Raw genomic sequence first — 13,110 nt, 5'->3', positions numbered from 1 at the left:
CACCCCCCCCCAGCACGCCGATCGCCCGAAGGCATCGCGATGGTGTCATGAAGCACAGCGCCGTGACATTGCCGGATCCCGGCAATCTTTACGCGTTCTTTACGCCCCGCTGACGGCGCAGTTACTGCCAGCGGGTGCGGTGCTCAGCGGTGCCGTAGGCGCGGACCACGCTCGCGACGGCGTCGGTGACCGCTCTGCCATGGAACGGAAGTTCATCCGCCGGGCGTCCGGCGACGGCATGACGGTACGGCCGCCGGCCGGACTTTTCCGGCGGCGCACCCGCGGCACCCCCGGTTGGTCGGTCAAAACACAGCGATATTTAATTTCCCGGCATCTTCTCCTTACCGGAAGCCGGGACATGTCGGGAATGCCGATCCAGAAATGTGTTCTTGCGCCACCGGATCAGCCTCGGATAACTTGTCGACCCATCAACAGGCGGAGGCACAGCCGGAGATGGGCCTCCGGCCTTCCGGAATGCCGGGCACTTCGTCGCGCAGAGCGTCAGCCTCGGGCAGGGGATTCTCAAACCGAACCCTTGCCCCCATTCGTGTCGAGGAGTTCTCGTGCGCAGCATTAGGTCGGCAAGAAAGATTCCCGCTGGAACGTCCGCCAGTACTCGGCTTCCCAACCGTCTCCGTCTCGGCGCCGTCGCGACCGCGCTCGGCGCGACGCTGGTCTTGGCCTTCCCTGCTGAGGCGAACGCCGCGGTCCTGCAGCTGCTGCCCCAGAACGCCGATGGCCTGGAGCAGTCCTTCTCCCCGGCTTACGACTACGACAAGGACGGCTGCTACACCACGGCCGCCATCGGCGCCGACGGCACGCTCAATCCCGGCTTGAAGCTGGGTGGGGACGTCAACGGGCACTGCCACGACTACGCCCAGCTGGCCAACGCCAACACGTACTCGCGCGAGAAGTGCAACAACGACTGGTGCGCCGTCGTCTACGCCAGTTACTTCGAAAAGGACCAGGCCACGCTCGGCCCCGCGGCCATCGGCCACACCCACGACTGGGAGCACGTCGTGGTCTGGATCCACAACAACCAGGTCGAGTACGTCTCGGCGTCCCAGCACTCCGGCTACCAGATCGCCGCCCGCTCCGCGATCCGTTTCGACGGCACCCACCCCAAGATCGTGTACCACAAGGACGGTGCCTCGACACACTGCTTCCGCTTCGCCAACACCAACGACGAGCCGCCGGAGAACGCCACCGGAGGCTGGTTCTACCCCCGCCTCGTCGGCTGGGAGGGCTACCCGGCGGGCTACCGGGACAAGCTCATGAACGCGGACTTCGGCTCGGCCACCATCAAGATCAACGACGCCCGCTTCAACTCCACCCTCGCCAACTCCAAGCCCTCCGGCATCCCCTTCGATCCCAACGCCTGAGCCGTGCGCGGACGGCGATCCGTCGGATTGCCGTCCGCGCGGGGCGTGTTCTCGGCGCCGCGGCCGCCTTTGCCAGGTGGGCTCAGCCGTCTCCTGGCTCCGTGCCGGGTTACTCGGACCGCGGCCGTGCCGGGCCCTTGACCCTCACGTGGCGTCAGGCTGCATAGTCGGGTGCCGTGGAGGACCACTGGACCGTGGGACGCGTGGCCGATCTGGCCGGCGTGAGCGTCCGCACGCTGCATCACTATGACGAGATCGGCCTCGTCCAGCCGTCGGGGCGGACCGCAGCCGGATACCGGGCCTATTCGGCGGGCGACGTGGAGCGGCTACGGGAAGTGCTGGCCTACCGGCGGTTGGGCTTCGGGTTGCGGGAGGTCGCGGAACTCGTCGGCGACCCGTCCACCGACGCGGTCGCGCACCTGCGCCGACTGCGCGGCCTGCTGCTGGAGCGGCGTGATCGCGCTGCCGCCATGGTGACGGCCATCGACAGGGAACTCGAGGCACGGGCGAAGGGCCTGAAGGTGACGCCGGAGGAACAACTCGAGATGCTCGGCGCACGGCTGTACGACGCGATCGGCGGCGCCTACACCGCGACACGGCGTACCGAGCCGCGGATCGCCGCGCAGATCCGGGACGCGCTCGGGGACGCGCAGACGGTGCTGAACGTCGGGGCCGGCACCGGCTCCTACGAGCCTGCTGATCGCGACGTGACCGCGGTGGAGCCGTCGGCGGTGATGCGGGGGCAGCGGCCTGCCGGTGCGGCGCCTTGCGTGGCCGCTGCCGCGGAGAGCCTGCCGTTCGGGGACCGGTCCTTCGACGCCGCGATGGCCGTCTCCACCGTTCACCACTGGGGGGATCCGATAGCGGGGCTGCGCGAGATGCGGCGCGTGGCGCGCCGCGTGGTGGTGCTCACGTTCGACACCGACGAGCCCGGGTGGCAGGACCGGTTCTGGCTCACCCGCGACTACCTGCCCGAGTTCGCCGCCGTCCTCGCGGATTTTCCCTCGCTGGCCGCGATGGCCGACGCGATCGGCGCCCGCGCTGAGCCGGTGCCCATCCCGTGGGACTGCGCTGACGGCCTGTTCGAGGCGTACTGGCGCCGGCCGGAGGCGTATCTGGAGGACCGCGTGCGCCGTGCGATGTCGGTGTGGACGAGGGTCGGACCGGAGGCCGAGCAGCGGGCGGTGCGAAGCCTCAGCGACGACCTGGGCTCCGGCCGGTGGGCTGAGCGCAACGGCGACCTCGCCGGCCTCGACGCGGCAGATCTCGGCCTCCGCCTGCTCATCGCGTGAGCTGGTCGCAGCGTCAGCGTCGGCTCCCGGGCGGCCCGCCGGTCTTGTGCGGCGGTGAGCGGGCACAGCGCTGTCCGGACCCCGTGGTGATTGCCGCGGGGCACGACGCGGGTCCGGCCACGGCGGGCGGCACCGCGCTCGGGCGGCTCGGCGCGGCTCAGCCAACTGCGGGTCACAACGATGTGATGCTACGTCAGTGCGTGGAGCCGGTGGACGCAGGCCGTCTACCGGCGGCTCGACAAGCCGTTCCGGTACGGACTCACGCGGGGCGGTTGGGGCGGCTGCTCACCTCGCAGCTGCCGGGCTGCCCCGTAACCCCCACGGCATCGGCGGCGGACAACCCGGGGCGGTCATCTCGACGACCCGCGACGACGAGGAGGAACCGGCCCCATGACTGGAGCAAGCGGCAGGGTGGTGTTGGTGACGGGCGCCAGCAGCGGGATCGGTGCGGCCACCGCGCGCCTCCTCGGCGCACGCGGGATGCGCGTGGTGGTCAACTACCTCCGCAGCGGCAAGGCGGCTGAGGAGGTCGTGGCGGACATCGCCGCCGCAGGCGGCCAGGCCATGGCCGTGCAGGCAGACGTGCGCGAGGTCGCGGCCGTCGAGGGCATGGTGGAGCAGGTCCGGACGGCATGGGGCGGCATCGACGTGCTCGTGCACAACGCGCTCATCCCGTACGTGGTCACGTCGTTCCAGGACATGACCTGGGAGGAGCTGGGCGGCAAGCTCGACGCCGAGATGCACGCCGCCTTCACGGTCACGAAGGCGGTCCTGCCCAGCATGACCGAGCAGGGCTGGGGACGCATCGTATACCTCGGCACCGGCCTCAGCCGCCGGCCCCGGGCGGGCATGATCGCGCTCGGCACGGCCAAGGCCGCGCTGGAACAGTTCGCCCGCTACCTCGCCCAGGAACTCGGACCGCAGGGCATCACGGTCAACGTCGTCGCGCCCGGCCCCGTGGAGGACACCCGCGTGTCGGCGGACGTACTCGACGACGCGGTCAAGGAACGGCAGGTGGCCGCCACCCCTCTCGGCCGCCTCGCACGCCCGGCCGACGTCGCCCGGGCGGTCGCCTTCTACGCCGCCGAGGACAACGCCTTCATGACCGGCACCACCGCCGCGGTCAACGGCGGGCTGTCCATGGACTGACGCGCCGCCGGCGGCCGCACGACCTGAGGAAGGGCGCTCGCGCACACGTCGGAACCGGACGGCTATGCGACCGTGCCGAGATCGGCGGTGAGCCAGCGTTCCGGCCGCATACGGACCACGATGTGATCGGCGAGTTCCACCTCCGCCATGGCCACGAATCTGTCGAGTGCCTCACCCGAGAGATAACGGCGGGCCATCTCGCGATGGAGCGCGCTCGTCCCCGTGGTCACTTCGGCAACCGGCCCCTCGACCGAGACGTACCGGGGCGTCGGCTCCGTGCGCTGGACCAGCAGGCTGAAGCGGCCCGCCGCCCTGATCAGCGTCATCTTCCGAGAGCCCGCGCCGGTGAGGATCCAGGGCAGGCCGCCGGGCTCGTAGGCGTACCAAATCGGAACCATCAACGGTCCGCGGTCGTCGCCGGCGGCGACGCCCAGCGCGGCTACATGCGACTCAGCCAGAAAGCTTTCACGTGCCTCGCGGGAAAGTTCCATGCCTCGACTGTAGGCCCCGCCACTGACGGCGCCTCCGCGCGACCGGGCAGGCAGAGGGCCCCGGGATCGGAAACACGCGCTGCGTTCGCGATGCTCCGGGATGGCGCCTTCCACGAACCGCGGCCTGTCCGGGCGGTCGCTCGGCAGACCTAGACCATGCAGGAGGTGATCCGCGGGGCCGTAGTAGATCTTCCAGTCGGCATGGACCCCCACGGCGCCGTCCTTCTGGCACCGCAGCCCAACCGTCACCCAGCGGACGGACCCGTCGTCGGCGAGCGAGAACGCGACTGCCGTCTCGAACTCCTCGCTGTCCGCAACGAACGCGCGCCCGCCGCACCCACCGCAGACGGAAGAAGCGATCTTCACCGGACGGTCGTCGGCAGCGTTCCGGACAAGCACCGCGAGGTCCGCGGAGACACCCTCGGCGACCTGATCATCAGCATGCGCAGGAGCATCGTTCTTCACCTTCACCCATGGCATGGGGCCCCCGCTGCGGCCGTCAGGACCGCTCCGACCCGCACACAGCGCTCCCCCGGCCCTGAACAGCCGCCCGGGCAACCGCTGTCGATAACCTGACCGGGTGACGACCGACCTGACTCTCCTGTCGCGCGTGGCCTACCGCGGCCAGGAGATCACCGCGCCCCGGCTGCGCGGGCTGCTCGCGCTGCTCGCAAGCGAGCTGCGCTCCGGTTGCAGCACCAGCCGGCTGGTGGACGGGCTGTGGCAGGACGAGCTGCCGGCCAACCCCGCCAACGCGCTGCGGATCCTGGTCTCCCGGGCCCGCTCCCTGCTCGGCGCCGGCGTCGTCGTCAGCACCCCCACCGGCTACCGGCTGGCGCTGACCGAGGAGCAGGTCGACGCTTCGGCGGCGGTCCGGTGTGCAGAGGCCAGCGCCCGCCACACCCGGGCCGGGGATCACGCCGCCGCCCTGGCCAGTGCCGAGGAGGGCCTCGCCTTCTGGGACTCCGCCCCGGACCCCGACGCCGCGCCCGTTGACCCCGTCGAGGAGCTGCGCGCCGAGCGGGCGCCGCTCTACGACTCCCTCGTACGCTCCCGCGCGCTCGCCCTCGCCCGGCTGGGACGACGGGCCGAGGCCCTGGCGCCGCTCACCGAGGTCTTCGCCCGGACCCCGCGCGACGAGGAGGTACTGGCCGAACTGCTGCGCGCCGAGGCGGACACGGCCGGGCCGTCGGCGGCGCTCACCCGCTACGACACGTACCGGCGCGAACTCCGCGACGGCCTCGGCAGCGACCCGGGCCCCGGCCTCAAGGCCGTGCACCAGCAGCTGCTGCAGGTGGAGGCACCCACGGTCCGGTACGGGGTGCCGCACGATCCGAATCCGCTCCTGGGTCGGGACGAGGATCTCGCCGCCGTGGCCGGGCTGCTGCACTCCTCGCGGCTGGCCTCGATCGTCGGCCCCGGCGGGCTGGGCAAGACACGCCTCGCGTACGCCGTCAGCCGCCAGGCGGAACAGCGGACGGTGCACTTCATCTCGCTCGCCGGAGTCAGCACGGACCACGACGTGGCCGGCGAGGTGGCGTCGGCGCTCGGTGGCGGGTCGGACGCGCCCGCCAAAATCGTCGCCGCACTGGGCACCGACCCCACGCTGCTCGTGCTGGACAACTGCGAGCAGGTCGTCCAGGGCACCGCCGACCTGGTGCGCGAGCTGGTGGCCTTGTCCAAGGACCTGCGGGTGCTGGTCACCAGCAGGGCACCGCTCGGGCTGAGCTCCGAAGCGGTGTACCAGCTGCCGCAACTGAGCCTGGCAACCTCCATCGAGCTCTTCGAACAGCGGGCCCGGGCCGCACGCCACCACGTCGAACTCCCGCCCTCCGCCGTGGCGGAACTGTGCCGCCACCTGGACGGGCTGCCGCTCGCCGTAGAGCTGGCCGCGGCACGGGTGCGGGTATTGACCGTCCCCGAAATAGCCCGCCGCCTCGGCGACCGGTTCGCGCTGCTGCGCGGCGGGAGCCGGGACGCACCCGAACGGCACCGCACCCTGCACGCCGTCGTCGAGTGGAGCTGGAACCTCCTGGAGGAAGACGCCCGGGCGGCACTGCGGGCACTGTCCGTCTTCCCCGGCGGCTTCACCGAAGAAGCGGCGGAACACCTGCTCGGTGACGACGGCGACGCGCCGTACCTGCTGGAGCAACTGGTCAACCAGTCGCTGCTGAAAGCCGCTGACACCGCGGCCGGAATCCGCTTCCACATGCTGGAGACGGTGCGGGAGTTCAGCGCCGCCCGACGCGCGACGGCCGGGGAGGAACAGGCGGTCACCGGCCGGTTCCTGGACTGGGCACGGAACTTCGGACTCACCAACCACGAGGCCTTGTTCAGCCTCGAGCCGCTACGGCACTGGGCACGGCTGCGCACCGAACAGGACAACCTCGTGCTCGCCCTGCGCCTCGCCCTCGCCCGCGAGGACCACGCCACCACCGCGGCGGCCGGTGCCGTACTGGCCGGCGTCTGGCTCACCGACTCCGCGAGCTTCCACCGGGTCCTCACCCTGGCCACCGACACCGCGGCGCCCCTGTCGCACTACCGCCCCGACGCCCGGCACACCGACGTCACCCGCACCCTCTGCGCCATCTGCACCGCCGCCCCCTTCATCGGATACGGCCCGCCCAGGACACGCCACCTCGTCACCCTGCGCCGACTGCCGCCCGCGAAGCCCGACACCCTGCTGCGCGCACTCGCCGTCGTGCTGAGCGCCGTCCCGGACATGAAGCCGCCCGGCTACGAGGCCCTGCAGGAACTGTGCGCGAGCGACGCACCCCTGCTCGCGGGCATCGCCGAATGCGTGGCCAGCTACCTCTGGGAGCACGAACACGAGCCGGAACGCGCGCTGTCCTCGGCCCGCCGCATGCTCGCCATGGTCGACGCCGTACCCAACCCGACCCTCAAACTGCTCGGCCACTCCCGCAGCAGCGAACTGTGCGCCGACGCCGGCCTCGGCGACGAGGCCTACCGGCACCTCCTCGCCGCGCTGGACACCCTGACCCACCTCAGCGACCAATCCCCCACCACGGGCCTGCGCCGCGGTCTCGTCCTCGCCTGTCTGCAACGCGGCAAGCCGGACGAAGCCGAGCAGTGGCTACGGCGCGTCGAGCAGAGCCAGCCGGACGAGCACACCTCGGACTTCACCACCGACCAGGCCGCCTGGGCCGAGATCGCGCTCGCCCGCGGCCTCACCGAACTCGGCCTCAAGCAATGGCGGACAGCCGTCGAGCGGATGCGCGCAAGCGATTCACCCCCCGCCGACCCCTCCGTGGACGCCTGGGCACAGGCGATCGAAGCCCATGCGGTGGCCGCCCACGCGTACGCCGGACGGCTGGAACCAGTCGCCGGCCTCGTGGCCGAACTGGAGAACCGGCTGCTCACGCTGCTCGCCGACGGCTCCCGCCCGCCCGGGGAGGTCCTGACCTACGGCACCCGCGTCCTGGCCCTCGGCCTGGCCCGGCTCACCAAGGGCGACCCGTCCGCGGTACGCCTGCTGGCCCTGGCGGAACGACTGCACGTCTCACAGGTCTTCCAGCCCACGATGTCCCTCGACCGCGCCCGGCAGGCCGCCGAAGACGCCGACGGGGCGGCGTACGCCGACGCGGTGTCGGAGTACGCCGCCCTGAAGCGGGACGGGCTGCGGGAGGCGGCCCGCACACTCATTTCGGATCGCGGTTGAACTGCGCCATCGACCAGCGGTAGCCCAGTACCGTCAGACCGACGCACCACGCGACCGCGATCCACCCGTTGCTGCCGATCTCCGTGCCGAGCAGCAGGCCGCGCAGGGTCTCGATCGCCGGGGTGAACGGCTGGTACTCGGCGATCGGCTGGAACCAGCCCGGCATCGTGTCCGCCGGGATGAACGCGCTCGAGATGAGCGGGAGGAGGATCAACGGCTGCGCACTGTTGGCGGCCGCCTCGGCGTTCGGGCTCGCCATGCCGATACCGACCGCGATCCACGTGAACGCCAGCGAGAACATCACCAGCAGCCCGACCGCCGCCAGCCATTCCAAGGCCGAGGCGTCCGTGGACCGGAAGCCGATGGCCACGGCGATGACGCCGACCAGGACCACGCTGGCGATGCACTGCAGCACGCTGCCCACCACGTGCCCGATGATCACGGAGCCGCGGTGGATCGCCATCGTACGGAAGCGGGCGATGAGGCCCTCGCTCATGTCCATGGAGATGTACACCGCCGCCCCGATGACGGTGCTGCCGATCGTCATCATCACGATGCCCGGCACGATGTAGGCGATGTACTCGGAGCGATCGGCGCCGCCGCCACCGATGCCCGCGCTCATCACGTCGCCGAAGATGTACACGAACAACAGCAGCAGCATGATCGGCGCGAGCAGCAGGTTCAGGGTGGCGGACGGGTAGCGCCGCGCGTGCAGCAGATTGCGGCGCAGCATCGTGTTCGAGTCGCGGACCGCGAGGGAAAAGGCGCTCATCGGACGTTCTCCTTGGACTGGTTGGGGACGGTGGCCGGGGCGGTGAGGGCGAAGAACACGTCGTCGAGGTCCGGGGTGTGCACGGTCAGCTCGTCCGCCTCGACGCCGGCCGTGTCCAGCCAGTCGAGGATGGAGCGCAGCTCGCGCTGGCTGCCGCCGCTGGCGATCTGCAGGGTCAGCGCCTCGTCGTCCCGGGTGACCTCGCGCAGCTGGCCGGCGGCGGACCGGTACACGTTCGGGTCGGTGAAGCGGAGCCGCACGTGCCCGCCCGGGATGAGCCGCTTCAGCTCCTCCGCGGTGCCCTCGGCGGCGATCTTCCCGTCGTTCAGCACCGCGATCCGGTCGGCGAGCTCGTCGGCCTCCTCCAGGTACTGGGTGGTGAGGAGGACGGTGACGCCGCTGGAGACCAGTTCGCGGATGATCTGCCACATGGTGTGGCGGCTGCGTGGGTCGAGGCCGGTCGTCGGCTCGTCGAGGAAGATGATCCGCGGGTTCCCGACCAGGGTCATGGCGATGTCCAGGCGCCGCTTCATGCCACCGGAGTAGGTGGAGGCGGGCTTCTTCGCGGCCTCGACCAGGTCGAACCGCTCCAGCAACTCGGCTGCGACCCGCCGCCCTTCACGCTTGGACAGGTGGTGCAGGTCCGCCATCAGGAGCATGTTCTCCTCGCCGGTGATCAGACCGTCGACGGCGGAGAACTGCCCCGTGACGCCGATCCCGGCACGTACCGCCTGCGGGTCGGCGGCGATGTCGTGCCCACCGACACGGACCTCACCGGCGTCGGCGGTGATGAGGGTGGAGAGGATCTTGACCACGGTGGTCTTGCCGGCGCCGTTCGGGCCCAGGAGGGCGAAGACCGTGCCCGCGGGCACGTGCAGATCGATGCCGTCGAGGACCAGCTTGTCCCCGAAGGACTTCCGCAGCCCCGTGGCTGCGATGGCGGATGCGTCGGTCGTTGTCATCATGCGACGGAGTCTGCGGGGCGCCGCGTTCAACGACCTTTCAGCGCGGTTTCAGCAGCCCCCTCCGACCGGCAACGCGGTGAAATGCGCTGGTCAGCGCAGCGACTGCGTCAGGTGCGAGCCCCGCCGGGGAGCCCCGACGGCTCGGGACAGCGCACCGGCGCAAGAGCGGGGCGGGAACGCCTCGTAGGACGGCGTACGGGCCCCCGTCGGCATCGATGGGGGCCCGTACGCGACCGGTGCCCGTCAGGAGTTCCGGTGAACTCGTCCAGCCGGGTCACGCTCCCGCGTCGAACGCGGCCCGCATCCCGCCGCCGCCGGCGGTTCGCGACCGCGGGACACGCTCCGCGAACACGGACAGGCGCAGCACGCGATAGCGGCCGATCCCGACGAGCGCGGTGGCCGACAGGTACACCGCCTGCTGCAGGACGAGCCCGGCGCCGGGGCGGAGCGCGGTCAGTGCGCCGACTGCGGCCGACGTGACCAGCCAGCCGACGGCGACGGTGGCCGCGCTCTTCACGTGGCCTGCCAGGCCGGGCCGTCCGTGGCCGAACGAGACCCGGGCGTGCAGTTCGGTGGCGACCACGGTCGAGGCGACGGTGGTCAGTACGTTCGCCGCCATCCACGGGATCCACTGCGAGAGCAGGACCAAGGCCGCCGAGGCCGCCAGGGTGACCCCGCAGCCCAGCCCTGCGAAGCGCACGAACGCCGCCGCGTGACGGCGGATCAGTCGCAGGCCGTTCATGGTGGTCCCCTCCCTGGTCGCTACCCCTCGCGGGGCCGTCGTCGTCATGCCGCAGAGCGTGACCGACCCGCCGTTCACCGCCGTTTCACGGCGTTTTCAGGGGTGCGGACGGCAGTGAAACCGGTACGGCGACATGCGGCCCGTCGCGGCGGCAGACAGTGAGTCGCCATGCCCGGCGATGCGCAACGGGCACCGTTGGGGGCAGGGCCGCGTCGGGTTCCAGGTGCCGGATATATTCGCACGGCCGTTCGCGGGCTACGACGAGGCGGTCAAGGCGCGCAAGGCACTCGGCCTCGCCACGTCGGAGGCGTCGGACGCGTCGCACACGTCGGGGAACACCGAGGCATGATCAGCCCGGGCTCGTAGGCGAGGGCCGGGGGGACCGCGGCCGGCCCCTTCGACGCCAGGAGGCGGTGCCTCCCTCCCATGCACAGCGGCGGAATCCGGCCAGTTGTTCGAAACGGATTGCCCGCACGGGCCCCAGCTGTCACCGTCGTGCGCGGCCGCCCGGCGGCCACTCGACCCGGTCCCTCGTCAGATGATCCGTCGAAGGAGTCCTCCGCCGTCATGAGAAGCGTCTTACCCCTCCCTGCCCCGGGCGCCAGACCCGGCTGGCGCGTCCGGATCGTGAGCCTCGCGGCCACCGCGGCGATCCTCGTGGCGGCCACCCTGATGGGCGCCGGCCCGGCGATGGCCGCGCCGGCGCCCGTCAAGCTCACCTCGGCCTCCTGCCCGACCGATATCGTCCAGGGCCAGGTGAGCGGCTGCGTCACCGAACTGCAGAACCTGCTCAACGCCCACGGAGCGGGCCTCACGGTGGACGGCGACTTCGGGCCGAACACGCTCTACGCGGTGCGTGAGTTCCAGGCCGCCACCGCCATCGCCGTGGACGGGCGCGTGGGCCCCCAGACCAAGAGCAAGCTGTACGCCACCGGGGGCACGGCGCCCGCACCGGTCAACCTCACGTCCTCCTCGTGCCCGGCGAACATCGTGCAGGGCAGCAAGAGCGGCTGCGTCACCGAACTCCAGCGCCTGCTCCGCCACTTCGGCTACGCGGTGAGCGTGGACGGCGACTTCGGGCCGGAGACGTACAGCGCGGTCCGCAGCTTCCAGTCCTCGCACGGCCTGTCGGTCGACGGCGAGGTCGGCCCGAACACCAAGCGGGAACTGTACGACACCGACGAGGCGCCCTCGACCGGCCTGGACCTGCGGTCCTCCTCGTGCCCGGCGAACATCGTGGAGGGCCAGACCGGCGGCTGCGTCGCGACCCTGCAGGCGCTGCTCAACGGCAAGGGCCAGCACCTCGACGTCGACGGTGAGTTCGGTCCCCTGACCCTGACGGCCGTGAGGTCCTTCCAGTCCTCGCACGGCCTGTCGGTCGACGGCGAGGTCGGCCCGAACACCAAGAACGCCCTGTACTCCAACATCGGCGGTGGCGGCGGCAGCGGCGCCCCCGCGCCGATCAACCTGAACTCCGCCGCGTGCCCGACCGACATCGTCAAAGGCCAGCGCAGCGGCTGCGTCACCGAGCTGCAGAGCCTCCTCAACCACCACGGCGCCGATCTCGCCGTCGACGGCGACTTCGGGCCGATGACCGACAGCGCGGTGCGGGACTTCCAGTCCGAGAAGGGGCTCGCGGTCGACGGCAGGGTGGGCCCGAACACCAAGGCCGCCCTGTACGGCGCGGTCACCCCGCCCACGTCGCCGCCGCCCGGCGGCGGCTACGCCAAACTCCTCGACGTCGCCGCCGCCGAGGTCGGCACGGTCGAGGGCAGCGCCCGCGCGAACAGCTACGGCGTGGCCGTGGGGCTCTCCCTGTCCACCAACAACTACGCCTGGTGCGCGACGTTCGTCAGCTGGGTGGCCAAGCAGACGGGCGCCACCTCCTACCGCAACAGCTACGTCTCCGGCTGGGTGAAGCAGGCCCGGGCCGGCAACTACCACCTGTCGGTGACGACCAACCCGCAGCCCGGCGACATCGTGGCCTTCGACTGGAACGGCGGGAGCAACTTCAACGACGGCCAGGAGCACATCGGCATCGTGCGGACGGTGAGCGGCGGTTCCTCCTTCACCACCGTCGAGGGCAACACCGGCAACCCCAACGGCGGCAAGGACGGCGTCTACGTCAAGAACCGCGGCACGAACCTGGGGTACGACGTGGTCTTCATCCGGGTCCGCTGACCCAGGGCACGCACGGAAGCGGTGCCGCACCCGCGACCCCGACCCCGGGTGCGGCACCGCTCCGCGTCGAGGTCGCGCTCGGCCCCGGTGGCGGGCCGTCCGGTCCGGTCAGGTCTGCGCATGAGAAAGACACCTGCCGCAGGGATGACCTCACGTGCTCCGAATGCCACAGTCACTTCCCGTGCGGAACTCCGATCCCTTCTGACTGGAGGTCATCTGAGTACTCCCCGCACGGGTACTGACTGCTGCCCCGTTGGTCCTGGCGATTCTCTCCCTGTCCGGCTGCTCTTCACTCTGGGGCTGCACCGACACGACGGCGGAGCGCGGTGAGGCCGGTGTCAGGGTGCAGGTCATCGACTGAGCTTGTTCCGCTTTGACGGACACCAATGGTGTGGTGGTCAGGCTGCGTGTGCTGTCTCATATTCGGCGGGGCTGCGGTAGCCGAGGCTGCTGTGCA

Annotated in this window: 10 protein-coding genes; 6 read left to right on the top strand and 4 right to left on the bottom strand. The window is 71.0% G+C overall.

What is annotated here, in order from left to right:
• Nucleotides 1-590 precede the first annotated feature (590 nt).
• From PV341_RS38090 to PV341_RS38080, 3 genes are all read left to right on the top strand, one after another.
• The gene (locus PV341_RS38090; protein ID WP_500331762.1) at nt 591-1,382 is read left to right on the top strand and encodes an NPP1 family protein; all 792 of its coding nucleotides are present in this window, start codon (nt 591-593) and stop codon (nt 1,380-1,382) included.
• A 194-nt stretch (nt 1,383-1,576) separates the two neighbouring features.
• Nucleotides 1,577-2,674 (top strand): MerR family transcriptional regulator, encoded by a 1,098-nt coding sequence (locus PV341_RS38085; RefSeq protein WP_500331761.1) that lies wholly within the window; start codon nt 1,577-1,579, stop codon nt 2,672-2,674.
• A 390-nt stretch (nt 2,675-3,064) separates the two neighbouring features.
• Nucleotides 3,065-3,823: an SDR family NAD(P)-dependent oxidoreductase gene (locus PV341_RS38080; protein ID WP_500360215.1), complete on the top strand. Its 759-nt coding sequence runs from the start codon at nt 3,065-3,067 to the stop codon at nt 3,821-3,823.
• A gap of 62 nt (nt 3,824-3,885) precedes the next feature.
• Here PV341_RS38080 and PV341_RS38075 read toward each other — a convergent pair whose 3' ends face one another.
• The gene (locus PV341_RS38075) at nt 3,886-4,314 is read right to left on the bottom strand and encodes a pyridoxamine 5'-phosphate oxidase family protein (RefSeq protein WP_500331760.1); all 429 of its coding nucleotides are present in this window, start codon (nt 4,312-4,314) and stop codon (nt 3,886-3,888) included.
• A 580-nt stretch (nt 4,315-4,894) separates the two neighbouring features.
• Here PV341_RS38075 and PV341_RS38070 point away from each other — a divergent pair.
• The gene (locus PV341_RS38070) at nt 4,895-7,993 is read left to right on the top strand and encodes an ATP-binding protein (RefSeq protein ID WP_500360213.1); all 3,099 of its coding nucleotides are present in this window, start codon (nt 4,895-4,897) and stop codon (nt 7,991-7,993) included.
• Here PV341_RS38070 and PV341_RS38065 read toward each other — a convergent pair.
• From PV341_RS38065 to PV341_RS38055, 3 genes are all read right to left on the bottom strand, one after another.
• On the bottom strand, nt 7,974-8,765 hold the full coding sequence (locus PV341_RS38065) for an ABC transporter permease (protein WP_500331722.1): 792 nt from the start codon (nt 8,763-8,765) through the stop codon (nt 7,974-7,976). The two genes, PV341_RS38070 and PV341_RS38065, sit on opposite strands and share 20 nt — an antisense overlap.
• Nucleotides 8,762-9,730 carry an ATP-binding cassette domain-containing protein gene (locus PV341_RS38060; RefSeq protein ID WP_500360212.1) on the bottom strand — a complete coding sequence of 323 codons (969 nt, stop codon included), beginning with the start codon at nt 9,728-9,730 and terminating at the stop codon, nt 8,762-8,764. The genes PV341_RS38065 and PV341_RS38060 overlap by 4 nt, the downstream gene beginning before the upstream one ends.
• A 274-nt stretch (nt 9,731-10,004) precedes the next feature.
• Nucleotides 10,005-10,472, bottom strand: a complete 468-nt coding sequence (locus tag PV341_RS38055) for a hypothetical protein (protein ID WP_500331719.1) — start codon at nt 10,470-10,472, stop codon at nt 10,005-10,007.
• A 178-nt stretch (nt 10,473-10,650) separates the two neighbouring features.
• Between PV341_RS38055 and PV341_RS38050 the strand changes: the two genes are divergently transcribed.
• Both PV341_RS38050 and PV341_RS38045 read left to right on the top strand, forming a co-directional pair.
• Nucleotides 10,651-10,821, top strand: a complete 171-nt coding sequence (locus PV341_RS38050) for a hypothetical protein (RefSeq protein WP_500331717.1) — start codon at nt 10,651-10,653, stop codon at nt 10,819-10,821.
• 218 nt (nt 10,822-11,039) lie between these two features.
• On the top strand, nt 11,040-12,653 hold the full coding sequence (locus PV341_RS38045) for a peptidoglycan-binding protein (RefSeq protein ID WP_500331715.1): 1,614 nt from the start codon (nt 11,040-11,042) through the stop codon (nt 12,651-12,653).
• Nucleotides 12,654-13,110 lie beyond the last annotated feature (457 nt).

Origin of the sequence: Streptomyces sp. PA03-1a (assembly GCF_033792805.1) — a bacterium.
GTDB lineage: Bacteria > Actinomycetota > Actinomycetes > Streptomycetales > Streptomycetaceae > Actinacidiphila.
Note: the sequence above shows the minus strand (reverse complement) of the source record. Positions and strands in the feature narration are given on the sequence as shown.